General features: G+C 61.3%; 19 protein-coding genes. 11 read left to right on the plus strand and 8 right to left on the minus strand.

Annotated elements, in window-relative coordinates:
- Positions 1-30: 30 nt before the first annotated feature.
- The 6 genes from ACYVGS_RS12075 (at position 31) to ACYVGS_RS12100 (ending at position 7,986) form a co-directional block, all read left to right on the plus strand.
- Positions 31-1,179 (plus strand): metallophosphoesterase family protein, encoded by a 1,149-nt coding sequence (locus ACYVGS_RS12075; protein WP_460588940.1) that lies wholly within the window; start codon positions 31-33, stop codon positions 1,177-1,179.
- Positions 1,176-3,800 carry an AAA family ATPase gene (locus ACYVGS_RS12080; protein WP_460588941.1) on the plus strand — a complete coding sequence of 875 codons (2,625 nt, stop codon included), beginning with the start codon at positions 1,176-1,178 and terminating at the stop codon, positions 3,798-3,800. The genes ACYVGS_RS12075 and ACYVGS_RS12080 overlap by 4 nt, the downstream gene beginning before the upstream one ends.
- 378 nt (positions 3,801-4,178) lie before the next feature.
- Positions 4,179-4,676: a hypothetical protein gene (locus ACYVGS_RS12085; RefSeq protein WP_460588942.1), complete on the plus strand. Its 498-nt coding sequence runs from the start codon at positions 4,179-4,181 to the stop codon at positions 4,674-4,676.
- A 182-nt stretch (positions 4,677-4,858) separates the two neighbouring features.
- A complete protein-coding gene (locus ACYVGS_RS12090; RefSeq protein ID WP_460588943.1) occupies positions 4,859-5,263 on the plus strand; it encodes a nuclear transport factor 2 family protein in 405 nt (134 codons plus the stop codon).
- Between the two features lie 60 nt (positions 5,264-5,323).
- Entirely contained in the window at positions 5,324-5,695 is a 372-nt protein-coding gene (locus ACYVGS_RS12095; protein ID WP_460588944.1) for a DUF3127 domain-containing protein, read from the plus strand.
- A gap of 86 nt (positions 5,696-5,781) precedes the next feature.
- Positions 5,782-7,986, plus strand: coding sequence for a molybdopterin-containing oxidoreductase family protein (locus ACYVGS_RS12100; RefSeq protein ID WP_460588945.1), 2,205 nt, complete (start codon positions 5,782-5,784; stop codon positions 7,984-7,986).
- Here the strand turns inward: ACYVGS_RS12100 and ACYVGS_RS12105 are convergent.
- Positions 7,948-8,823 carry a phytanoyl-CoA dioxygenase family protein gene (locus tag ACYVGS_RS12105; protein ID WP_460588946.1) on the minus strand — a complete coding sequence of 292 codons (876 nt, stop codon included), beginning with the start codon at positions 8,821-8,823 and terminating at the stop codon, positions 7,948-7,950. The two genes, ACYVGS_RS12100 and ACYVGS_RS12105, sit on opposite strands and share 39 nt — an antisense overlap.
- A gap of 244 nt (positions 8,824-9,067) precedes the next feature.
- Here ACYVGS_RS12105 and ACYVGS_RS12110 point away from each other — a divergent pair, with 244 nt between their 5' ends.
- Positions 9,068-10,336: an OmpA family protein gene (locus ACYVGS_RS12110; protein ID WP_460588947.1), complete on the plus strand. Its 1,269-nt coding sequence runs from the start codon at positions 9,068-9,070 to the stop codon at positions 10,334-10,336.
- Positions 10,337-10,843: 507 nt separating this feature from the next.
- On the opposite strand, the gene ACYVGS_RS12115 is transcribed toward ACYVGS_RS12110, so the two are convergent.
- Positions 10,844-11,518 (minus strand): SOS response-associated peptidase, encoded by a 675-nt coding sequence (locus ACYVGS_RS12115; protein WP_460588948.1) that lies wholly within the window; start codon positions 11,516-11,518, stop codon positions 10,844-10,846.
- A 445-nt stretch (positions 11,519-11,963) separates the two neighbouring features.
- Here ACYVGS_RS12115 and hsdR point away from each other — a divergent pair, with 445 nt between their 5' ends.
- The 4 genes from hsdR (at position 11,964) to ACYVGS_RS12135 (ending at position 18,885) form a co-directional block, all read left to right on the plus strand.
- On the plus strand, positions 11,964-14,357 hold the full coding sequence (gene hsdR / locus ACYVGS_RS12120) for a type I restriction endonuclease subunit R (RefSeq protein WP_460588949.1): 2,394 nt from the start codon (positions 11,964-11,966) through the stop codon (positions 14,355-14,357).
- Positions 14,358-14,467: 110 nt separating this feature from the next.
- Positions 14,468-15,964 (plus strand): type I restriction-modification system subunit M, encoded by a 1,497-nt coding sequence (locus ACYVGS_RS12125; RefSeq protein ID WP_460588950.1) that lies wholly within the window; start codon positions 14,468-14,470, stop codon positions 15,962-15,964.
- The gene (locus tag ACYVGS_RS12130; RefSeq protein ID WP_460588951.1) at positions 15,961-17,742 is read left to right on the plus strand and encodes a restriction endonuclease subunit S; all 1,782 of its coding nucleotides are present in this window, start codon (positions 15,961-15,963) and stop codon (positions 17,740-17,742) included. Before ACYVGS_RS12125 ends, ACYVGS_RS12130 begins: the two co-directional genes overlap by 4 nt.
- A 24-nt stretch (positions 17,743-17,766) precedes the next feature.
- Positions 17,767-18,885, plus strand: coding sequence for a hypothetical protein (locus ACYVGS_RS12135; RefSeq protein ID WP_460588952.1), 1,119 nt, complete (start codon positions 17,767-17,769; stop codon positions 18,883-18,885).
- Positions 18,886-18,988: 103 nt separating this feature from the next.
- Here ACYVGS_RS12135 and ACYVGS_RS12140 read toward each other — a convergent pair whose 3' ends face one another.
- The 6 genes from ACYVGS_RS12140 to ACYVGS_RS12165 form a co-directional block, all read right to left on the minus strand.
- On the minus strand, positions 18,989-19,375 hold the full coding sequence (locus tag ACYVGS_RS12140; protein ID WP_460588953.1) for a hypothetical protein: 387 nt from the start codon (positions 19,373-19,375) through the stop codon (positions 18,989-18,991).
- Entirely contained in the window at positions 19,362-21,257 is a 1,896-nt protein-coding gene (locus ACYVGS_RS12145) for a DUF927 domain-containing protein (protein ID WP_460588954.1), read from the minus strand. The genes ACYVGS_RS12140 and ACYVGS_RS12145 overlap by 14 nt, the downstream gene beginning before the upstream one ends.
- A complete protein-coding gene (locus tag ACYVGS_RS12150; protein ID WP_460588955.1) occupies positions 21,254-22,195 on the minus strand; it encodes a toprim domain-containing protein in 942 nt (313 codons plus the stop codon). Before ACYVGS_RS12150 ends, ACYVGS_RS12145 begins: the two co-directional genes overlap by 4 nt.
- Before the next feature lies 1 nt (position 22,196).
- On the minus strand, positions 22,197-22,406 hold the full coding sequence (locus tag ACYVGS_RS12155; RefSeq protein WP_460588956.1) for a helix-turn-helix transcriptional regulator: 210 nt from the start codon (positions 22,404-22,406) through the stop codon (positions 22,197-22,199).
- A gap of 189 nt (positions 22,407-22,595) precedes the next feature.
- Complete coding sequence (locus ACYVGS_RS12160) at positions 22,596-23,273, minus strand: hypothetical protein (protein WP_460588957.1); 678 nt, start codon at positions 23,271-23,273, stop codon at positions 22,596-22,598.
- A gap of 79 nt (positions 23,274-23,352) precedes the next feature.
- Positions 23,353-24,561 (minus strand): tyrosine-type recombinase/integrase, encoded by a 1,209-nt coding sequence (locus ACYVGS_RS12165; protein ID WP_460588958.1) that lies wholly within the window; start codon positions 24,559-24,561, stop codon positions 23,353-23,355.
- Positions 24,562-24,618: the final 57 nt, after the last annotated feature.

The raw sequence follows: 24,618 nt of genomic DNA on the forward strand, positions 1-24,618 counted from the left end.
TACTGAAAAATTCAGGGGGAATAACGCCGCGTGAAGTTCATCCATACATCCGACTGGCAGATCGGCATGACCCGCGCCTTCCTCAGCCAGGAAGCCGCGGCCCGCTACAGCCAGGCGCGCATCGATGCCATTCGACACCTGGGGCAGCTGGCGCGGGAGCACGGCGCGCAGTTCATGGTGGTGGCCGGTGACGTGTTCGAGTCAAACCAGCTGTCGGCGCAGACCCTGAGCCGTTGCCTGGACGCGCTGAACAGTGTGCCGGTGCCGGTGTTTTTGCTGCCGGGCAACCACGACCCCCTGGATGCTTCATCGATTTTTCGCAGCAAGACCTTTCGCGAGCAAGCCCGCGGTCACCTCATTGTGGTCAGTGATAGCAACCCCATCCCGGTACCGGGCCTGGTCAACGTGGAGGTGGTCGGCGCACCCTGGTTCAGCAAGCGGCCGGCGACGGACCTCTGCACCCAGGCCCTGAAAACCCTCGAGCCCGCACCGGGGGTGACGCGTATCCTGCTCGGCCACGGCCAGGTGGATTCCCTGGCACCTGACCAGGGACAGCCCGGCGTGGTCAGCCAGGCTGTACTGGAGCAGGCCCTGGCGGAGCGCCGGGTCCACTACGTCGCGCTGGGCGACCGGCATTCCCTGACGGAGGTCGGCAACAGCGGGCGCCTGTGCTACTCCGGGACACCGCTGGTCACGGATTTTGACGAGGTGGCCCCCAACCAGGCGTTGCTGGTTGACCTGGAGGGGGACAACTGCCACCTGACGACCCTGGATACCGGCATTTGGGTGTTCCTGGCCGAACAGCGACATATCAACGGCCCCGATGATCTGGCCGCCTTCGCCCAGTGGCTGGAGGACATCCGCGGCAAGGAGTGCAGCGTACTCAAGGTCGGTTTTACCGGCAGTATTAACCTGGCGCTGGCGGCGGAGCTGGATGCCCTGCTGGAAGACCAGTCACACCTGTTTGCCAGCCTCAAACGCCGGGAGCGCACCACCGACCTCGCGGTGGTGCCCGACGAACTGGACGACAACGCCATTGCCCTCAGCGGTTACGCCGAGGCCACCTGGAAGGCATTGCTGGCGCAATCCGCTGTGGATGAAACCGCCAGCGACGCCCTGCGTTTGATGTACCGGTTGGCAGGCGGCGCCGCGGGTACGCACGGGGGGCGAGGCGCATGAAGTTGATCAGCCTGACCCTGGACAACTGGCGCGGCGTCAGTCACAGCCAGATTGATTTTGACGACGGCGTCACCCTGATCGAGGGCCCCAACGAAGTCGGCAAGTCCTCCCTGGTGGAAGCCCTGCGCATGCTATTCCGGGAAAAGTCCGGCTCGAAGAAGCAGCAGGTGCAGGCGGTGCAGCCGGTGGGCGAAGACGTGGGCAGTAGCGTTTCCGCGGAGGTGCGCTGCGGTGAATACCACTTTACCTATGCCAAGACCTACAACCGCAAGCACGGCACCGAGCTGCGCATCCTGGCGCCGCGGGCGGAACAGCTCACCGGCGACGACGCTCACAACCGCGCCTGGGAAATTCTCAGCAGCCACATCGACACCGCGTTGTGGGATTCGCTGCTGGTGGAACAGGGCAAGGAAATCGGTGGCGTGAAACTCTCCGACTCCGACGGCCTGGCCCGGGCGCTGGACAACGCCGCCGGCGGTAGCGGCGTCAGCGGCGAGGAGAGCGCCCTCTTCGGGGCGGTACAGGCGGAGTACGAGCGCTACTTCACCCTGAAAAGCGGCAAGCCGCGCTTTGCTGATGAGCAGCAGCGGGTGGCGGACTATACCGCGAAGGTCGACAACCTGCGCACGCAGGGGCAGGAGCTGGAGGAGGACCTGCGCCGCTTCGAGGGCGTTTCCGCGGAGATTGTCCGCCTGCAGCGCGCCCTGCCCGAGCTCAAGTCGGCTCGTGATCAACACGCCGAACGCTGGGCGGCGGTGGACAGCCTGCAGCATCGCCTGGCGGCGCGAGAGGAGGAGTTCAAGCCGCTGGAACAGCTGCTGGATCACGCCCGCAGTCAGTGGGAGCAGCGGCAGCTGGCCGGAGCGGAGGTTGTCCGCCGCAGCGCAGAGCTGGAAGAGAAGAGGACCGCGCTGCAGCCATTGGCCGAGCAGGCCGAAGCGTTGGAGCGCGCTGTGAAGGCCGCTGAAAGTGGGCTGCGTGGCCTTCGCGACCGGCGCCGCCAGTTGCAGCAGGCTCGAGTCCAGGCCGAGCAGGATGCCCGCTGCCTGCAGGACGTTGCCGAACTTTCGCGCCTGCAGCAGTTGCGGGAGCGGGTCCAGGCCCAACGTGACGAGGTGGAGAAGCTGCGAGAAACCCTGGCCGGCATTCACATCACCGCCGAGGGGCGCAAGGCTATCCAGGCGGCCGCCAGTGCCCTGGAGGTGGCCCGCCGAACCCGCGACAACGCCGCCACCCGGTTGGAAATCGAGGCCCTGCAGGGGTTGGAACTGCAGCTCGACGGTGAGTCGCTGGAGCTGTCTGCCGGTGATTCACTCGAGCGTCAGGTGGCCTCTGCCCTGCAGGTGGATATGCCCGGGCTGGCGCGCTTGCGGGTCTCCCCCGCTGCCTCCGCCGGGGATCTGGCGGAGGAGGTGGAGTCGCGGCAGCAAGAGCTGGACGATCTGCTGGCGCGCTACCAGGTTGGCAGCGTGGAGCAGGCCATCACCCAGGATGAGCGGCGGGTGGATACCGAGCAGGCCATGCAGGCAGCGCGCGGTCGCATCGACGACATCCTCCAGGGCAGCGATGAAGACAGCCTGCAGGCAGAGTACCGGCGCCTGCAACAGGCCTGTGATGACGCACTGGCACAACGCGATAGCGCCCTGCCCCTTCCCGCCAGTGCGCAGGAGGCCCGAGCGCGGCTCGAGGAGGCCAGCAAGGCGCTGGAATTGTGTGAGGCGGACCTGGAGCGCAAAACCGGCGGGCTGGAACAGCAGCGCGGCGAGTTGGCTCGGGCCCAGGCGGACCAGCAACAGGCGAACACCGAGGCCAATGCCCTGGCGAGCGTGCTGGACGAGAAACGCGCCAGTCTGAAGCGGGAATCCGAGGCTCGGCCCGACGCGATCCTGGAGCAGGCCGTTACGGAACAGCAGAACAGGCTCGACGCGATTGCCGGGGAGCTGGACCAGCTGCGCGACGAACTCAAGGCAGCGGACCCCGAAAGCGCCCGGCTGCAACTCGACAACGCAACCAAGGCTTTCCAGCGGGCGGAGCGCGACATCATCGAGCTGGAGCAGGAGCAGGCGGTACTGAAAAGCCGCCTCGACCGCGCCCAGGCCAACGGCCTGTTCGAGGAGCTGGAGCACGCCGAGCAGGCCCTGGAAGAGGCCGAGGACACCCTGACCGCCACCGAGCGTCGGGCGGCCGCTGCGAAACTGCTGTGGGAAACCCTCAACCAGCATCGCGACGCCTCCCGCCAGGCCTATGTGCGACCCCTGCGGGACGGTATCCAGAGCCTCGGCAAGATCGTCTTCGGCAGCGACTTCGACGTCACCCTGGCGGAAGACTGGACCATTCTCGACGTCACCCGCAATGGCCAGACCGTGCCCTTCGACTCCCTCAGTATTGGCGCCAAGGAGCAGCTGGGCATCCTCACCCGCCTGGCCGCCGCCCGCATCGTCGCGGATGATGGCGGTGTACCGGTAATCATCGACGACGCGCTGGGCTTCTCCGATCCCGCGCGCCTGCAAAGTATGGGGGCGGCGATTGCCGCGGCTGGCGGGGATGCCCAGGTGGTATTGCTGAGCTGCACGCCCGGGCGGTTTATGCATGTGGGGGATGTGGGGGTTAGGAGGTTGTGAGTAGGCAGTAGGAGTGGGTGGACGCCCGTTGGCGTTAGCAGCGATGAAGCTCACAAATATTGACAGTCGTGACCCCGCTATCAACTCTACAGGCCGTTCCGGTGTGTCTGGCGCTTCCGCAGCGGATTCGATCGCGAGCTTAACTGGCTCGCAGCCACCGCTTTGACCTGGTTCTGCTCAGTGCAGTCTGGCAAAACTTCCCGCATGGGTAGCGGGAGCGACCCTTTACCTGGCCCGGAGCGGGGCCGATGTTTGAGCCCGAATAGCTCTTGCAAACCCTTCCAGTGCATCTATATTTTTGAGCAGCGGAAGGTGCATCGATGGGCCTGGCCGCGCAGACCGTGCCCTTGATTCAACTTTTGCAAGGAAACCTCATAAATGACTATCTTTCGATGCATGACCTTGTTTTCCCTGCTGGCTATGTTTGGCTGCGCTGGTATCCCCTTGCCGAAGGATTCGGCACCACAGGTATCCACTCCACCGACGGCGACCGGTATCTCATTCGATGTTGTCGGCGAGCCACGCGGTGCCGAGGAGTGCTTTGTGCGCCATGACATTGCCTATCCCGAAGATATCCAGCCTGTGGAGTTGTCGCTGGAGCTCGAAACAGAAATGAAACGAGAAGACGACAGCTGGATGGTTATCGCATGTACCGAGGGTATCCGTGAACAGCTGCCCTCGGTGGAAGCCGTGGGCAAACCGGGTGGAGGTGGCGCGATGCATACCATCCTGACGGAGGAATTGCTGCTGGCCTGTGATCAACTTCGATTCCGCGTGATTGTCCATGCCTGCGACCCTGCGCCTTGCCCACCACTGAGTGCCGGTGATCGCTCAAATCCGTTTGAGGTTTTGGTCGAAGATCGCAGCGAGAACTGATGTGTCGGCAATGCTCATGGCTATCTGGGAGTTTTGTGCGCAGGGTGGGTAGGTTCGAGCTCGGGGCTGGTCACATACTAGCGAACTGTATTTCTGGAAGGGGCGGTGAGGCTGGCGATCTCCAGGATCGGTAGCTTTTAAGTGGTGCTACAGTACCGAATACCAATAACAAGGAGCGCCACATGCCCACCAGACAACAGGTCGACCACGCCATCAACGAGCACTTCGATGCCTGGAATGCCCAGGACCAGGCGCGCTGGTCAGCCAATTTCGCCGACGATGTGGTTTTCGAGGATCCCTACGGGGGGCCGCAGAAGCAGGGGCGCGAGGCCATTCGGCACAGCTGGGAGAACACCTTCAAGAACGGTGACGTCTGGACCCTGGAGTGCCTGCTCAAGCAGGTCTGCCTGGATCAGGCGGCCCTGGTGGTGCGCTCCACCGGCTTCTTCAACGGGCAGCCCGTGTCACTGGAGGGCATCGAGATCTACACGGTGAACGACAGCGGCAAGATCTGCCACGTGCGCACCTATTTCAATCCTCCTGAAGGTGTTGAGCTCGATCCCTACTTCTCCCAGCAGGCGCAGTAGACGATGCGGGGCCAGGTTGGGACAATACGCGCCAACTGACCCATCAAGGAGACCCGTGGCGTGGCCTACGACCTCACCGGCAAGATCAAGCTCATCCAGGAACCTCAGACCTTCAAGAGTGGCTTCACCAAGCGCGAGATGGTGGTCACTGTCGAGGACGGCAAGTACCCCCAGGACATTAGCCTGGAGTTCGTGCAGGACAAGATCGCCCTGCTGGATGGTCTGCAGCCGGGACAGGAAGTCACGGTCACCTTCGACATCCGCGGCCGTGAGTACAACGGGCGTTATTTCAACAACTTGCAGGGTTGGAGAGTCACCACGGACGAGGCCTCCTCGGCGCCGCCGCCGGACTACGATGATTACCAGAGCCAGGGCATGCCCGCCAGCCAGGCCGGTGACCCGGGCTACAGTGACGAGGATATCCCCTTCTAAGCCACGCCAGCCTGAGCGGCATGGCGCGTTAGCAAAGCAGCACTGACCGCCTCCGGGCGGTAAACATAAGAAGAGGCTGTTAACCCATGAGCGCAAGCACCCATACCTCCTTTTGCCGTCTCTGCATGGGTCACTGTGGCGTCAAGGTAAGCCGTGACGACGCAGGCCGCATCACTGCCGTTGAGCCCGACCGGGAGGACCCATTCACCCTGGGTTACGCCTGTTTCAAGGGCATGCAGGTGGCGGAGGCTCACAACAGCCCCGAGCGCATCCTGCGGCCGCTGAAGCGCCTGCCGGATGGCAGCTTCGAGCCCATCGGCATTGAGCAGGCCCTGGACGAGATCGCCGAGCGCCTGGACGCCATCCGCCAGCGCAAAGGCCCCGTCGCCATTGGGGGCTACAAGGGCGGAGGCGCCTTCTTCACCTCCTCGTCGCTGATGATGCTGAACGACTGGCTGCGTGCCCTGGGCTCGCCCAAGGCCTTCTCCACTGTCACCATCGACCAGTCCGCCAAGTACGTGACCGCCGGGCGCCTGGGTGTCTGGCCCGCCGGCCGCGACCCCTTCCACCGGGGCGACGTGTTCATGATCGTGGGCGGCAATCCACTGGTCTCGGTCTCCACCGTAGGTTTCGATACCCGCAACCCGGCCAAGCGGCTGCGCCAGGCCCAGGCGCGGGGCATGAAACTGATCGTGATCGACCCCCGGCGCACCGAGACCGCCCGCGCCGCCGATGTCTTCCTGCAGCCGCTGCCGGGGGAGGACGCGGTCTTGCTGGCCGGCATGCTGCGCCTGATCCTCGAGCGCGGCTGGCACGACCGCGACTTCTGCGCACAGCACGTGGGCGATCTGGACACCCTCCGGGAGCAGCTGCAGCCCTTCACCCTCGACCTGGTTGCCCAACGCACGGGGGTGCCCGCGGAGCAGATTGTCGCGGCTACCGAGCTGTTTGCCCACCAGAGCCGACGCGGTGCCGCCACCAGTGCCACCGGGCCCGACATGTCGCCCCACTCCAACCTCGCTGAACACCTGGTGGAGCTGTTGAATGTCGTCTGCGGCCGCTTTATCCGCGCCGGCGAGGAGGTACCCAACCCCGGTGCGCTGCTGCCCCGCTGGCCGCGCAAGGCCGAGGTGATGCCGGCGCCGCGCTGGTGGGAGCAGGGCTACCGCAGCCGCTTCGACTACGGCCTGCTGGACGGCGAGCTGCCCACCGGCTCGCTGCTGGATGAAATTCTTGAGCCGGCGCCGGACCAGTTGCGGGCCCTGATCGTGCACGGCGGCAATCCGGCGCTGGCCATGCCGGACCTACCGCGCACGGCCCGGGCCCTGGAGAGCCTGGAGCTGCTGGTGACCATTGACCACCGCATGACCGCCACCGCCGAGCTGTCCGACTACATCTTGCCGCCGACCCTGCAGTACGAGCGGCCGGACCTGCCGATGTTCATCTACGAACCGCTGCTGTTTCCCGAGCCCTTCACGCGCTATACGCCGGCGATCGCCGCGCAGCCACCGGGCTCGGAACTGAAGGATGACTGGTACTACTTCTGGGGCCTGGGCAAGCGCCTGGGGCTTCAGCTCGAGTACTGGGGGCAGCCGCTGGACATGGTCACCGCGCCCACCACCGAGGATCTGCTGCGCATTGCCGCGCAGCATTGCCCGCACTCGCTGGAGGAGATTGCCCGGCATCCCCACGGCCTGGTCGTGGAGGGGCCGCCGGTGCTGGTGGAGCCGGGGGATCCCGATTCGCCCAATCGCTTCACCACCATGCCGGCCGACGTGGCGGCGGAGCTCGCCGCCGTCCTGGAAGGCAGCGAACTTGCCGCGGCCTATGCCTACCGGCTTGCGGCACGCCGGGAGCGGGATGCCCTCAACTCGGCCTGTCGGGATCTGCCCGCCATTCGCCGGCGCCTGCCGGACAACCCGGCCTGGATGAACCCGGAGGACATGCAGGCGGAAGGCCTGCAGAACGGCGACCGGATTGCCGTCGAGTCCCCCTGGGGCGAGCTGGAGACCGTGGCCAGGGAGGATGCGAACCTGCGGCGCGGTGTCATTTCGATCACCCACGGCTTCGGCGGCGTGCCGGGTCGCACTGATCCCCGGCGCGACGGGGTCTCGGTGAATCTGCTGACCAGTAGCCTGCAGGAACGGCAGCCGATCAATGCCATGCCGCGCATGAGTGGGCTGCCGGTCAACGTCCGCAAACTCGTGGCGGCCGGTGAGGACTCCCGGGGCGGGGCCGGCCGCAGTGCCGACTCAGGCGCGCCAGACAACCGGACAGTCGGGGCTGTCTAGCCGATCCCCTTCCCGGACAAACTCGTGGTGGGCCTTGCGCGGGGCCCCCGGGCGGAAGTGGTAGACCACATCGTCCCCGCAGTAGCGCAGGCTGATGGCGCGCCGCCGTTGGGTGCGGCTCAGGTTGCCCCCCGCCGCGTGCAAGGTGCGCGCGTGGTGGACCGTCATGTCCCCCGGGCCGAGATCGAACTGCAGCAGTTTTACCTCGCCCGCGGCAGCCAGTGCGTCGATATCGGGAATCACCTCGCCCTCGGTACCGGGCATGGGCAGGTCGGAAACAAACCAGTTGGGCCGGAACTGCCCCTGCCAGCGGTGGGAGCCCTGCACGAAGCTCATGGCCCCGGTCTCGGCCGTGGCCGGGTCCAGCGGGATCCAGGTGGTGCAGACCTGCTCGCCCTGCACATGGAAGTAGGCCAGGTCCTGGTGCCAGGCGGTGCGTTCGGTGGTATCCGGCTCCTTGACCAGCACACTGTCCTCCCACAGGTTCACCTTGCTCGAGCCCAGCAGCTTGGCCACGATCCGGGCGATCGCGGGGTTCATGGCAAAGGCGCGGCAGTCCGCATCGTCACGCCAGTGATCGGTTCCCGAGACAAAGCGCCCCGCGCCCCGTCGCCCGCCGGTCAGCACGTTGCCCCCGGTGCTGGCGATTTCCTCGCCCATGGCGGACATGTCGTACATGCTGGCACCGACCGCCTCCCGCACCAGTCGGTCAACCGCCGGTGCCATGCCGAGCACGAAGGCGGGATCCAGCACGCCGCGCAGGCAGACAACACCGTCCTCCCGGAAGGTAGACACTTCCACGTCCGTGGGCAGCCTCACCATCGGTTTATCCGTCATGCCTGTCAGCTCCCGGTGAGCCACCTTCAGGATAAAGGCGGCTGGTGATCAGGGGTGAGGGAAAGCCTAGCTGATGAAGGCAGATACGCAATGCCCGGGTCGCGTTTGAGGTGGCGCGGGGGCAGGCCGTCCTGTTGAAACAAGGTCGAGTGGCGTGCTAGAGGTGGGCAATCGTTCTGGTTGACGGGATGTGCTCCGCTCCTGACGGCCAGGTAGCCTGGAAACTGCAAACAAGGATTTTCCCATGCGTGCGATCTCGACAGTCATGCTCCCGCTCCTGATTGCCGTCGCAGCGACCGGTACCGCGGCACAGTCGGCCGAGGGTGGTGGCCGTTCGTATCCCGATGGTCACGGGGGTGAAGTGTACTTCCCCATGGGTGACCGCTCCTTTGCCGACGAGGTGGTTTCGTTTACTGCCGGAGAGCCGGACGGCGGTGATGCATCGTCCAGTCCGGAGGCGGTGCTTGGTGTGCCGGATTGGGACGACGGAGGGGGTGAGGAGGCACTGACCTTGGGTTGCATGGGGGACCTGGTTGTCAGCATGTCCGACAACAGCCTGATCGACATTCCCGGCCCGGACCTCTATGTCTTCGAGATCGGCCCGGACACCGAGGCCACCGCGCTGGCCATCTCCGAGGATGGGGAAAACTGGGTCCGGGTTGGCCGTATCGCGGGTGGCAAGGCGGCAGTGGATATCGCCCCCTATGTCGATGCGGGTACGGCGTATCGGTATGTCCGTCTGCTCGATCTCAAGCAGGCCTGCGACAGCCGGACGCCCGGCGCCGATGTCGATGCGATTGGCGCCATAGGTTCGGCGACGAAGATTGCGCTCGACAGTGAGGTGCTGTTCGACTCCGGAGAGCACCAACTGAAAGCCGGCGCCCACGCCGCGCTGGAAGACGTGATCGCCGCTATCGACAACCCTGGCAGCACGCGCATTGAGGTGGCGGGCCATACCGACAACGTCGGCTCGGAATCCAGCAACAGGGCGCTGTCGGAACGGCGCGCCCGGGCGGTGGCGGATTTCCTCGATCTATCTGAGACCTTTGCCGAGGATGCAGTCACGATCCGTGCCTTTGGCGAGTCGCGGCCGGTTGCCAGCAACGACACCGCTCGCGGTCGCGCGAGTAACCGGCGCGTGGAATTGACGGTGCGCACCGCGCCCACGGAAAAAGGGGCCACCCGGCAGGTCGAGATTGTCGGTGTCTGGAATGCCGGCGAGCACGGTGTCATGGAGCTTCGCCGCGTGAACGGGCAGATAGAGGGTGATTACAGCCTGGACAACGGCGCCGTGCTGGGAGACTTTGTCAGCGAGACGGTTTTCGAGGGGTACTGGGTCGAGGACGATTCCCGCAAGCGCTGCGACTCGAAGAAAGACGGTCGCGAACACTGGGGCCATCTGCGCATTGAATTCGAAACGGCGCAACGCGATGACTTCGATGTCTTCTGGCGCTACTGTGGCGAAGAAGAGGATCGCGGCCAATGGCGGGGGCAGCTTGAGCGGCTGCTCTAGCGGGGCAATGTGCCTGACTGGTCGTGGGGAATATGGTGCCGGAGACAGAATCGAACTTTTGTATTAAGTCATTGTTAATGATTGTAATATTTGGTGCGATTTATTTGCCATACTCACATATCTACTCACATTTTTTCTCGCTGGCACGCTTTCATGGGAGTGTGGGACGGACAGATTGCACCTCGGCACGCCGAGTGGTTAGTAAATGCTAAGGTCTGACAGCGGGGTTGCTCTTTGATGTGTTCGCTGATGATCCTGCCGCAGCAGGCTACTTGGTACGGCCTGGCGAGAAAGTCTTCCAATAGTCAGGGTTCAGCTCCACCCTGGCCCGCCATAGGGGGCTTTCAGAATATTCCCGGGCGCACCGCTGCCTGACTTGCTCCAACCGTTCGAGCATCTGTCGCTCCTTCTCCTCATCCCAATCGCTTGGGGTCAGGGGATCGCCTTCTTCGATCAAGGTGCTGATTGGAATCCTGGTCATGGTTGTAGCCTCCCCTGGGGCTTGCCTCATCGCTCCGCCGAGAGGACGATTGGCTCGGATAATGGCCGGAACAGCTCAGGGTCACGGTTTGACGCATTGCCCACAGTGCGGTCTACAGGATATAGCTTCAAGCATTGCTTGAGCATCGGCGCCAGCATCAAATCGCCAGGGTCGATGGCCTGGCGGTTGTCGAGCCAGCGCAGGCACTCCTCGCGAGTCAGCATGACCGGCATGCGATGGTGCCAGGGCCGGAACCGCGGAGCAGCCTCGGTGGTAACCAGCGTGCAGGACAGCAGTGGTGCGTCACTCCCCTCCCAGACGTCCCACAGGGCGGCCACAGCCAGAATCTGCTCCTCGTTGGTGATCACCCAGGGTTGCTTCCGCTGGCCCTCCTGGCGCCATTCAATGAAGCTGGACATCGGTACCACGCCGCGCTGACGCCTGAATGGCCCCCGAAATGCCGGACTTTTCTCCAGAGACTCGGTCCGGGCATTGAACATGCTGTATTTGGTGCTCACTTCCCTGGCCCAGGACGGCACCAGCCACCACCGGGCGGGATCACCACGCCCCTCGCGCAGCAGGAGGATATCCTCGGTTGGAGCGATGTTGTAGCGCGGATCCGGCAGTCTCAAGTCAATGCCGAGTTGGTCTAGCAGACCCTGGAGGCCGGGCATATCGGTGATGTTGAAGCGGCCGCACATGGCATTCACCTGACAGCAGTGGGAAAATCGAAAGCAGTCTAACGTTACGTCCGGAGGCTTTGCCAGCCGGGGTGAGGAGTGAACCATGTTGACCACGGTAGCCTATCTGGGCCTAGCCTGTTGCTTCATCGGGGTGGCCGTTTACTGCATGAGGCGAGTCCGTCGTAGCCGGTTGGGAGAGGAGAGGGCTTGTGTCACGGATGCATCCGCAGAACCGATGGATTTCGAGCGCATCCCGCGTAGCCTGATACATCCCCACCAGTCTATTAGCGAAAAAAAGGCGAAAAAACGCCGGCGCTGGCTGTGATCAGTAAGGGCTTGGAACCTATGGAAAACCTATGGTTTTTTCAGGCCGCACGGGCTGCCTACGATCCGCGAAGCTGAGGTGCTATAGTCCAGCCGGAGCAAGCAAACACTGACAAAACGTGGGCGAGCCGGCCGGGGCATGGATAAGAAACAGCTTAGCGAAAGGGATATTTGCAGCAAGTTCATCACGCCGGCGTTGGTTCAGGCGGGCTGGAACCTCCAGACCCAGATCCGAGAAGAGGTCACCTTCACCGCCGGGCGCATCATCGTCCGTGGCCGTCTGCACTCCCGCGGCCAGCAGCGCCGCGCTGACTATGTCTTGAGCTACCAGCAGAACCAGCCCATCGCGGTAATCGAGGCCAAGGACAACAGTCACACCCTAGGCGATGGCATGCAGCAGGCCCTGGCCTATAGCGATGCCCTGGATGTCCCCTTCGTCTTCAGCAGCAACGGCGACGGCTTCCTCTTCCACGACCGTACCGGCCTGGGGCCCGCCACCGAAACCACCCTGAGTCTGGACGAGTTTCCCTCCCCGGAGAGCCTGTGGGAGCGTTACTGCCAGTACAAGGGTATACCCGTCCCGGCTCGGCCGGTGGTGGAGCAGCCCTACTACGACGATGGCAGTGGCCGGGCGCCGCGCTACTACCAGGCTGTGGCCATCAACCGCACCGTGGAGGCCGTGGCTCGCGGGCAGGACCGCATTCTGCTGGTGATGGCCACCGGCACCGGCAAAACCTATACCGCCTTCCAGATCATCTGGCGGCTGTGGAAGTCCCGGCAGAAGCGGCGCATTCTGTTTCTGGCCGACCGCAATATTCTGGTGGACCAGACCAAAAACAACGACTTCAAGCCCTTTGGTCAGGCGATGACCAAGATCAGCAAGCGCCAGATCGACACTTCCTACGAGGTCTACCTGTCTCTCTATCAGGCGGTGACCGGCAGCGAGGAAGAGAAGAACATCTACAAGCAGTTCTCCCCGGATTTCTTCGACCTGGTGGTGATCGACGAATGCCACCGGGGCAGTGCCGCCGAGGATTCTGCCTGGCGCGAAATCCTGGACTATTTCTCCGCCGCCACCCACATCGGCCTGACCGCCACTCCCAAGGAAACCCGGGAGGTTTCCAGCATTCACTACTTTGGCGAGCCGGTGTACAGCTACAGTTTGAAGCAGGGCATCGACGACGGTTTTCTGGCCCCCTACAAGGTGGTGCGCATTGACTTCGACAAGGATCTGCAGGGCTGGCGCCCCTCGAAAGGCATGCGCGACAAGTTCGGCGAGCTGATCGAGGACAGGGTCTACAACCTCAAAGATATGGACCGTCAGCTGGTGATCGAGGCACGCACCGAGGCGGTGGCACAGAAGATCACCGACTATCTGAAGGCCACCGACCCCTTCCAGAAGACCATCGTTTTCTGCGACGACATCAACCACGCCGAGCGCATGCGCTCCGCCCTGGTCAACCTGAATGCGGAGCGGGTGAAAGAGAACCGCAAGTACGTGATGCGCATCACCGGCGACGAGCAGGAAGGCAAGGCGGAGCTGGACAACTTCATTGACCCGGAGTCGCGCTATCCGGTGATCGCCACCACCAGCAAGCTGATGAGCACCGGCGTGGATGCCCAGACCTGCAAGCTGATCGTGCTGGACCAGCACATCCAGTCGATGACCGAATTCAAGCAGATCATCGGTCGCGGCACCCGTATCAACGAGGACTACGGCAAGTTCTGGTTCACCATCATGGATTTCAAGAAGGCCACCGAGCTGTTCGCCGATCCGGCCTTCGATGGCGACCCGGTGCAGATCTACTGCCCTCGTGGCGAGGAATCACCGGTGCCCCCGGATGAGCCAGGCCTGGACGGTGAGGGTGGTGACACCCCCGGTGAGCCCGGTGAGGACTGGCCAGAGTACCCGGAGCCACCCGGCGAAGATACGGGAGAGGAAGGTGGGCGCACTCGCTATGTGGTCAACAATGTGCCGGTGCGGATCATTGCCGAGCGTGTGCAGTACTACGGACCCGACGGAAAGCTGATCACCGAGACCCTGCGCGACTACACGCGCCAATGCGTGCGCAAGCAGTTCGCCTCCCTGGACGACTTTCTGCGCCGCTGGAGCAGTGCCGAGCAGAAGCAGGCAATCATCGAGGAGCTGGCCAACCAGGGCGTGCTGTGGGAGCCGCTGGCAGAGGAGGTGGAGAAGAGGCTCAAGAAGCCCCTCGATCCCTTCGACCTGATCTGCCACGTGGCCTTCGACCAGCCGCCGCTGTCCCGCCGGGAGCGGGCCGAGCAGGTAAAGAAGCGCAACTACTTTGCCCGCTATGAAGGCGTGGCCCGCCAGGTGCTGGAGGCCCTTCTGGACAAGTACGCCGACACCGGCATCGAGTCCATTGAAGATATCAAAATCTTGCAGCTAGATCCCTTCAGCCAGCTCGGCGCCCCGCTGGAGCTGGTCCAGGCCTTCGGTGACAAGGCCCAGTATCAGCAGGCCGTGCATGACCTGGAAACTGCGCTCTACGCCAGCGCCAACGAGGGGTGAGCGGCGCCGCAATCAACACATGACACACTGCCTGTCCTCCGTCCCAGGGCCGCGGACGGGTTAGAATTCTGCATTCAAGCACCCACTGAAATCTGGAACTGGAAGCCCGCATGTCAATCAGCACCACCATCAAATCCATTCAGGACATCATGCGCAAGGACGTCGGCGTGGATGGCGACGCCCAGCGTATCGGCCAGCTGGTCTGGATGCTGTTCCTGAAGATATTCGATGATCGGGAGCTGGAGTGGGAGTTGCTGGACGATGATTACCGTTCGCCGATTCCCCAGCGGCTGCGCTGGCGCACCTGGGCGGCGGACCCCGAGGGCATGACCGGCGATGAGCTGAAGGCCTTCATCGACAATGAGCTGTTCCCGGGCCTGCAGAATCTTGAAAAGCACAGCCAGACCCCGACCGCCTTTGTTGTGCGCAACGTCTTTGAGGACGCCTACAACTACATGAAGTCCGGCCAGTTGCTGCGTCAAGTCATCAACAAGATCCAGGAAGGGGTGGACTTCAACAAGGCCCAGGAGCGCCACGAGTTCGGCGGCATGTACGAGCAGCTGCTCAAGGATCTACAGAGCGCCGGCAACGCGGGGGAGTTCTACACCCCGCGGGCGGTTACCGAGTTCATGGTGGATCGGGTGGACCCGCAGCTGGCGGAGAAGGTGATGGACCCCGCCTGCGGCACCGGCGGCTTTCTCACCTGCACCATCGAGCACAAGCGCAAGCATTACGTGAAAACTCCCGAGGATGAGCGCATCCTCCAGGCCAGCATCCACGGGGTGGAGAAGAAGCCCCTGCCGCACCTGCTGGCCACCACCAACATGATCCTCCACGGCATTGAGGTGCCGGACCAAATCAAGCACGACAACACCCTGGCCCGCCCGCTGATCAGCTGGGGCCCGAAGGAGCGGGTGGACGTGATCGTGGCCAACCCGCCCTTCGGCGGCATGGAAGAGGACGGCATTGAAACCAACTTCCCCAGCGCCTTCCGCACCCGGGAAACCGCCGACCTGTTCATGACCCTGTTCATCCACCTGCTGCGCGAGGGTGGCCGCGCCGCCGTGGTGCTGCCAGACGGCTTCCTGTTCGGCGAGGGCATGAAAACCCGCCTCAAGGAAAAACTGCTGGACGAGTGCAACCTGCACACCATCGTGCGCCTGCCCAACGGCGTGTTTAACCCCTACACCGGCATCAAGACCAACCTGCTGTTCTTCACCAAGGGCAAACCCACGGAAACTGTGTGGTACTACGAGCACCCCTACCCGGAAGGCTACAAGAGCTACAGCAAAACCAGGCCCATGAAGTTCGCGGAGTTCCAGACCGAAATCGACTGGTGGGGCAAAGAGGCGGACGGCTTCGCCAGCCGAGAGGAGACCGAGCAGGCTTGGAAAGTCTCCATCGACGACATCAAGGCCCGCAACTACAACCTGGATATAAAGAACCCTCACCAGGGCGAACAGATCAGCCACGACCCCGACGAACTGCTGGCCAGGTACGAACAGCAGCAGGCCGAAATCCAGGAAATCCGCCATCAGCTGCGGGACATCCTGGCTGATGCGCTCTCCCATAACGCCGATGAGAACAGCGGCGGAAGTGCGGCGTGAGTGCGCGGGAGCTGATTACCGAGCGTCTGGATTTGTGGACCGGGGCGGTGACGAAGAAGTCCAGCAGTGGCCGGGGGAGTAATGGCAAGGTTGAGCTGACTGGGGTTAAGAAGCTTCGGGAGCTGATTCTGGAGCTAGCCGTCCATGGAAAGCTCGTAGAGCAATATCCCGCTGACACTCCCGCCGACCAACTTCTTGAACGCATTGCAGAGCGTCGGAACGAGCTAATTTCCTCGAAGAAAATCAAAAACTCGAAGCCGCTGCCACCAGTAACACCGGATGAAGCCCCGTCAGAGCTCCCTGTCGGTTGGGTTTGGACACGACTGGGCTCCATCGCGGAAATCAATCCGCGTAACTTAGGGGACGATACGCTTGAGGCCTCCTTCATTCCGATGCCTTTGGTAACAACCTCATATCATGGCGAGCATGGCGATGAGCCTCGCAAGTGGGGCGACATAAAGAAAGGCTACAGCCATTTTGCAAACGGGGATGTCGGGCTGGCGAAAATCACGCCTTGCTTTGAGAACAGCAAGGCCGCTGTTTTCCGGCATCTTAGAAATGGCATAGGTGCAGGCACAACCGAATTACATGTGGCGCGGCCACTCTCACCTGCCATAGATCCGTACTTCCTGCTTCTGTTTCTGAAATCGCCAAAATTTCTAACAGAGGGCGAGAAAGTAATGACCGGCTCCGCTGGCCAAAAGCGTGTTCCTAAAGGTTATTTTTCGGAAACACCTCTGCCCCTACCTCCTGAGGAAGAACAACACCGCATCGTCCAAAAAGTCGATGAACTCATGGCCCTCTGCGACCGGCTGGAACAGCAAACCAGCGACCAGCTCGAAGCCCACGAAACCCTCGTAGAAACCTTGCTCGGCATTCTCACCCAATCCGAAAGCGCCACCGAACTGGCCGACAACTGGGCCCGCCTCTCCGCCCACTTCGACACCCTGTTCATCACCGAACAGAGCATCGACAAGCTCAAGCAGACCATCCTGCAACTGGCGGTGATGGGGCGGTTGGTGGATCAGGATGCGGGGGATGAGCCAGCTGAAAGCATGGTCACCAAAATCGACCAGGAAATCACATCACTGGTAAAGCGAGGGCAAATCAAAAAGCCAAAGCCCACTCCTGAAATTTCGAACAATGATAAATTCTTCGAAACTCCAGGTACTTGGCAATGGGTCAGGCTCGGAAGGCTAGCACTTCATTCCGAGGCAGGCTGGAGCCCGAAATGTCATGATGCACCAAGAGATAATCAGGGTTGGGCAGTCTTAAAGGTCAGCGCGGTGACTTGGGGAGAATTCCGTCCAGGGGAGAACAAAGCGCTGCCATCCAATCTGACACCCAGGCCAGAGTACGAAGTGCACCCCTCCGACTTTCTGATTTCACGGGCTAATACATCAGACCTCGTTGCGCGTTCGGTCGTTGTGCCCAAGGGAACACCCACAAAGTTGATGATGAGTGACAAGATCATCCGCTTCGTTTTCAGCAACCAGATTGACCCTTTGTATGTAAATCTTTTCAACAACAGCTCTTTTGCACGGAGCTACTACCTTTCGGTCGCGGGAGGAACAAGCAGTTCCATGAAGAATGTCTCCCGAGCGCAAATTCAGGCTCTTGCAGTTCCTCTGCCACCAAGGGCAGAACAAACTCGAATCGTCAAAAAAGTCGATGAGCTTATGATGCTCTGTGGCAAGCTCAAGGTGCGGTTGAAACAGGTTAGTGAAACCCGCTGTGAGCTAGCCGAAGCTGCGGTAAAAAGAGTCCTGCTGCCGTGATTGAATTTCAGTGTTGGGAAAAAAATGTCGAATGATTGGCCAGAGGTTGGTAGAGATGTGCATTTTATTGGCGGAATTTATGCCATCAACTTGCCTGCTCAGAACAGAGTTTCTATTTACCCTGTAACTCTTGATAAAAAATCGATAGATGTAGAAATTTTTGCCTACAATTCTTTGTACGAAGGGCTGAAGATGATCGGCCTGAAAGAAAGAGTTGGGACAGACTTCTATACGGATGGATCTCAAATAGATGGTGAGTCACCTCCCGAGTGGCGGATTCATGTTTCGCACAACTCAATGCCATGGTCTTGTACAGAGGCGGTCTGGAAATGGTCAAGGATATCTTATCAAGGATACATAATAAGAGATGCTTTTCTTTGGGATATTTCTAAAAGAATATCACATCAGTTAAACACTTTGATTTACTCGCTGCGGACTCTTTCTATAGCTTACCGAAGACAGCTTTACGCCCGATCAAAGGAAGATTCTGTCAAGTTGGGCGCTAGGTTTCAGGATGGGTTTTCTAGCAACATATACGATACCTTTCAGCATTTTTTGTTCGATGCCTGTGTTTTAAGAGACTATCTTTCGGAGTTCGTTTTTTACTTTATTTTAAGTGAAGACGAGAGGGGTGAGGGGAAGCATATGTCCATGACTTCAAAAATTTTTAAGAAATATTTTAAGGGGCGGCCACAGCCAACTGATTTTAGAGAGTATTATAGAAGGTCTTGTGATGAGGGTGGCTGGCTTCATATTGTGGGCTCTTATCGTGACTTGGTGACGCATGCGTGCCCTATGTTTATGGCCGATAGTCAGCTGTGGATTAGAATTGAAGGGTTGAGTCTGGTGGGAGACAAGGTGATTCCGAAGGTCTTAGCTCCAATCCCCAAGAATCCAGCTACGATAAAACTGGAGCGTAATACTCCAGGAGAGTTTTACAAGTTCGAAAAGCGTCTAAGAGATTTCGTTGGGGACTCTAATGATGCGGCTAATTCTCAGGATATATTAACCTATGCAACAAGTGTAATGAGGAATTTTTCAGACTTTATTTGGCGTCTTTCAGAGGAAGTTCCATATAAAGGAGTAACTTACACTGTAAAGAGTTCTGAAATTATTGGTGAAATCGAGATCATTGAGCGCTGATCAAAAATCAAGTCCTAGTCTTGTCTGTATTTCCAGATGGCCTAGTTTCCAACTTGGCAGTTAGAGGCACAACGCTCATGCTATTTTACTACAGATAGGCGTTCTACAGGCGCAATCGCAGCCAAGAATTCGCAGACCGTCTGCCAGCGTTATCTTTCCGGTATTCGATCGGCTCCTCATCCATCGCTTCATGCCAGCGGCGCATATACTCGCGCACGGCGGCATTGCGGGCAGCGTTTGCCCTGGGCAGGTGCCAGCGCAGGAAAGCCAGGTCATCGGCCAGCAGCTGTACCCCCAGACTGCTGAAGTGCTCCCGGGTGATGGGGGCGGGTTCCTCGGTTTCTGTTTCGGATTTCGTTTCTGGTGGTGTCACAGGTGTCACAGCCAGTGCTAGCGCGGGCTTCGGCGTGACACCAGCCCATTGTAGCGGTGTCACAGGTGTCACAAGTTCACCCGACCGCAGCCGGTCCAGGACATTATCCAGCGCCATGGATGCCCCCCAGCTGCTCCGGGTCGATCTCATACAACCGGGGGCTTTGTTGGCCTATGCGGAAGGTCCGCGACCGCTTGCCCCCGCCTCCCTCAGTTAGTGCGCCAGCGGCTTGCAGGGTATCCAGTGCCCGTCCGAAGTCGAAACCCCGTAGCGCCTCACGCATGGCGGTGGTGTTGAAGAGGTACCGGCGCCCGACTTCCGTATCCCGCCACCAGCCGGCCCGGTTCTGCACTGGCCGGCTGTCTGTTCCGTTCGCATCCGAGAAGCGGCCATCCCCGTGACGCTCGATAAACTCTGCGACCTGGGCCAATACCTGCCCCCGCTCCGAGGGGCCACTACCTCGGGTTGCCTGCCAGGCTCGCAGTGCCTGCACAGCGGCAATGGTGGCTTCACCCTCCTCCCAGCCGGTAACGCCGTATTCGGTCGCTAGCTCGCCCGCCATCGCGATCAGGGCCATTCGGGCTGCTCCCCGGCGCTGCTGCCCGTCCTCGACAGCAAAGGCGGGCGCTGACTTGAATTGTTCCAGGTATGCAGGCAAGTCGCGATGATCCTGAGTCAGCCTGTCCAGGAAGGCGCGGCCCGCATGACCGTAGTGTGTCGCTGCGGCTGTCTTGAGGGCATCCGATAGGGCCGCTCCAGTGGCGTGGCCGTGCAGCGTATCCCAGGCGCCGAAAGTCCGGGCGGCGGATATATCCAGCAGGCGCACAGATTGCCCGGCCTTCGCCTTGTGCCCGCCTTCCTGCATGGCGGTGGCAATGCTCCGCTCGCCATTGGAGAGAATCAGGCAGCGCCAGCGTTTGATGGCCCGGGCGTTTCCGGTACGGCTTGCCCGTTGCTTGCCCTGCCCGTTGCCCAGGGCGTAGACGATCGCGCCCACCTCCCGGGGGTCGCACTCGCTGATTTCGTCCAGCGCCAGCAGTCCATCATTGGACAGGGCAGCAGCGCCTTCCATGCCGTTGGACGTGGCCCGCCAGCTCCGCTTGAAGGTAGGGCCACCCCAGATTGAACAAGCCGCCTCGATCGCGGCGGTTTTCCCGGTGCTGCTATCCCCCACCAGGTGTAGGCCGCCCGACTCCGCATTGCAGCGGCGCAGCAGGGGGCCGGCAAAGCCAGCAGACAGTGCCAGCAGTAGCAGCGGGTTACCTCGGGCCAGGGTCGCCACGGCATCACGCCAGCCGTCCAGGGTGCCGGCGCGGGTGTATTCGTCGGCCTGGTACTCGGCAGCCTGAAACACCACCCGGGCAGCCTCCGGCCCGATCACGGTGTCAGGCAGCACAAACGAGGTGCCCGACCACCCCACCTGTGTGGCGCACTGCATCCGCACCTTGGGGGTTTTCTCGATCAGGTAGCGGGCCAGGTGGTTGCGGGCCTGGGGGTCCAGGTGTAGCCCCATGCTCAGCAGCTCCGCCCGCAGCTCCCTGCCATCGGCGGCGAGTAATTCCATTGGCATGGCCCATTCCCGCCACTTGCCTGTAGTGGTCTGGAATCTCAGTAGGCGCCCAAAGTTGCTGTCCTGGGCATCATGGGTGACAGCTTCCACGTGCAGCGGCCCGCAAACCCACGTATCTACGGGCGTGGTATTGCCAGCGGTTTCCTTCATGGTGAACCACCAGACTCCCGGGCGGTAGCGGCGCGACTCGCCAGCGGCCCAAGTATCGAATACCCGGAAGCATGGCCGGGTGCTGTCATCCGGTGGGGTTGTGACACCTGTAACACCTGCATCGACGGGTGGTGTCACAGCGGAAGCCGCGTCATTGCTGGGCGTGACACCTGTGACACGTGTGACACTTTGTTCAGCGGGGTTGGAAGTTGAATCCGGCAGGGTGTCCGGGGGTAGTTGCTTGGGCCGCAGGTCATGCGCCAGATTAGATTCCGTCATTGGGGCGCCCTCCCGCAGTTGGCTGTATCGTTGAAGTCAGTGCAGGTGCAGCCCTCTTGCCGGCAGGTGGTGGGCCACGTCATCGCGCCTTGCACCAGCCGGGCGGCCTCGGCAGCTTTGGTGATACCCGGATTGCCGGGTGTGCCGTGGTCATCATCGGCGGCCAGAGTCAGCGCCAGCCCCGGACGTGCTGCCCGGATGGCCTGGGCCGCGGCTGCCAGGTTGCCCGCATTCATCGCGGCGACCACGGGCCGGCGCAGGGTGGTGGCGATCGTGGCGGCGGTAGCCCAGCCCTCGGCAATGTACAGCTCGCCTTCCTCGGGCAGCTCGCGCCCGAACAGGGCAAAGGTGCCGGTGATCCTCCCGCCCTTCAAAAACCGTTTTGTGCCGTCAGGGTGGATGCGCTGGACATTCACCAGCTCGCCCGCCACGGTGCGCAGGGGCACCAGCAGGCAGTCCCCGTGCTGGCGCAGGCATAGCGCAGGAATGCGTTTCCGGGTCAGATAGGGGTGATCGGTAGTTGCCGGCTTGGCATCGCTCCACAGCCGTTGTGCGCGGCGTGCGGCGTTTTCCTGGGCCTGGGCTTGCTCCCGCTCTCGCTGGCGCCGTGCTGCGTCGATGGCGGCGGCAATGCGGGCGCCTTGCTCCCGGTCATGGTCGCGGCTGCGGTCAGCTCGCCAGGGGTAGGCGATCCCGGTGCGCCAATTCCCGTAGGCTCCCCAGCCATCAGGGTGCAGCACGTACCAACAGGCGCGGTTGCCTCGCTTTCCCTCGGGGCAGTCGAAGCGGTGAAACTTGCCGTCTGCTATCGGGTCCACAGTGGCGCCCGTGTCCTGGGCGATGGCGGCGACAAAGGCGCGTACCGGGTCGCCGGTAGTGGTAAAGTCACGGGGTGCTTTTTGGCGGCTTTGTTCTTCGGGGCGAGTCGCCTTTTTCATGTCAGGCTACCTCCCTGCTAGCGGCTATGGTTTCGCACCATTCAGCGACCTCGGATTCGATCCATGCAACGGACTTTGGCCCCAGGGTCACCTGGACCGGGAAGGTTCCTGCGGCAATGCGCCGGTAGATTTCGGACGTGGAAAGACTGGTGTACTCCCGCACCTTTGCCAGTTTGATAAAGCGCGGTGGTGTGGTTGTTGGTGTCGCCATTGTTCAGGCCCTCCGGGGCGTTATCGGGAACAGTGGCTACAAGGTTGGCAGTTCAAAGCGGGTACCCGGCAAGCCTTCTAGGCAGGCGGCAGGTGGGTTTCTTGATGGAGTCCAGGTGCCACTTTGGGTGGCTGCCCAAAGTGGGTGGTTAGTGCGCAAAGCCCCGCCAATGCTGGCTTTGGAAGGTGGTCACCTCTTTTTCTTGGCTCCCCCTCTCACCAGATTTCTTGGGCGAAGTACGAGATTCACAGCTTCTGCCATATTTACGGTGGCTCCCTTGCTTCTGAGAAACTCGATTACTTCCTTCTGCGTTGGGGCAGTGGCAGGGTCATCCGGGTCGAAGGTTGACCAAAGCTGCTCTACTGCTTCATCTACGAACTCCAGGCCTTCGGAACGGTGGCCTTGATATGGCAGGGTCAGTGGCTCGACATCAATGGTGATGGGTTCTGGCTTTGGGGTATTCTCAGTTGAGACTGGCATTCTCTGCCGGGGCGGACGAAAGATAGGAACCGCGTGGTTCGCTATCCAGCTCTCCAAAGAAGCTCGAGTGATGACAGTATGTTGTGGGGAGATTTCCCATTCCCGATCTGAATGTTTTATGGTCCTCAACTGTGGACCGTGATCATAGTCCCCGTACCAGCCACGACATATCACTGGGATGATCAACCCTTGTCGGATTGCTGCCACTATTGCCAATGAATGCGTAGCGGCCTTCTTCCACCTTGGGTGTGATTGTTCCTTGGCGGCTTCCGTTGTTTCTATCTCCCAGGGGTCAATGCCTGCCATCAGCAAAGCGGCCTGTTCAACGGTGAACTCTGCTACTGGTTTCCAGTGTTGTAGGTCTGGGAAATTGCTCTGGTCATCCATTACTCGCACTCTCCAAGGTGCTTTTGTCGAGTAGGCCGGCCAGGTGGTGATTGCCAGCCCTGTGCTCAATCGGTAACTGCTACGCTTGTCGTTTGATGCTCACCACATTGGTTCCTGTGCATAGGGCGTCGATAGAGTCAGCCCATGCTTGCATCATGTCCCGGCGCTGCTCCAGGTAGGTGGCGTGGTTGTAGGTGTCGCGTATTTCGTCCTTATCCTTGTGTGCGAGCTGGCGCTCAATCCAATCCCGGTTATAGCCTCTCCCATTCAACTCGGTACTCAGCAGGTGGCGGAAGCCGTGGCCGGTCTGGCGGCCCTTGTAGCCCATCAGGCGCAGTGCCTTGTTGATGGTGTTCTCGCTCATTGGCTTTGCGGCATTGTGCTGTCCGGGGAATGCCAGTTCATAGTTGCCGCTGATCCGTTGAAGCTGGCGTAGAACCTCCACTGCTTGAGTAGGTAGGGGAACGATGTGCGGGCGGCGGGCTTTCATGCGCGTCTTCGGGATGGTCCACGTGGCTGTGTCCAGATCGAATTCAGACCACGGGGCCTCTCTCAGCTCGCCGGGTCGTACTGCGGTCAGTACCAGCAGTCGGATAGCAAGGCGAGTGAGAGTGTGGAGCTTGGTGGTGTCGAGTTTCCCCAGTAGCTCTGGAAGTTCGGAAAAGGGCACATGTGGATGGTGACGGGTAGCTTTGCGTGGTGCGGCCACTACTCCGAGGTCAGTTGCTGGGTTGGTGTCCACCATGCCGGTCGCCAGCCCATGCCTGAATATTTGGTGGAGCCATTGGCGAATTTTCCCGGCGGCGTTCAGCGTCCCCCTCGCCTCGACCTTGCGCACCAGTGCTACGAGTTCAGGGCGGGTGATGGCCTTTACGGGCTTGTCACCAATCGTTGGTAGCACGTCGTTATCCAGGTACAGGCGTGCCTTGTAGCGGGTGCTTTCCGCCCAGCGCGGGGCGTTATACCCATACCATTCCTCCGCCAGAGCACTGAAGGTGATGCTGTCTAGGATCTGTGCCTGCTTGTCAGCCTTTCGCTTCTCGCTTGGGTCGATCCCTTGCGCCAGAGTCTTGCGGGCATCATCGCGTCGTGCGCGAGCTTCCAGCAGGGTGACAGTCGGATAGGCTCCCAGTGCCAGCATTCGCGCCTTTCCTTCATGCCGGTACCGATACCGCCACAGCTTGGATCCGTTTGTGGTGACCTCCAGGCACAGGCCGTTGGCGTCGGCCAGTCGGTAGAGTTTGGCCTTTGGTCTGGCATTGCGTATGGCAGTGTCTGTCAGCGCCATAACTATTACCCCCTCCAGGCCGCACCACCGGGGAGCTCGCCTCTCGTGTGTGAGTAG

It is taken from the genome of Haliea atlantica (assembly GCF_054779855.1).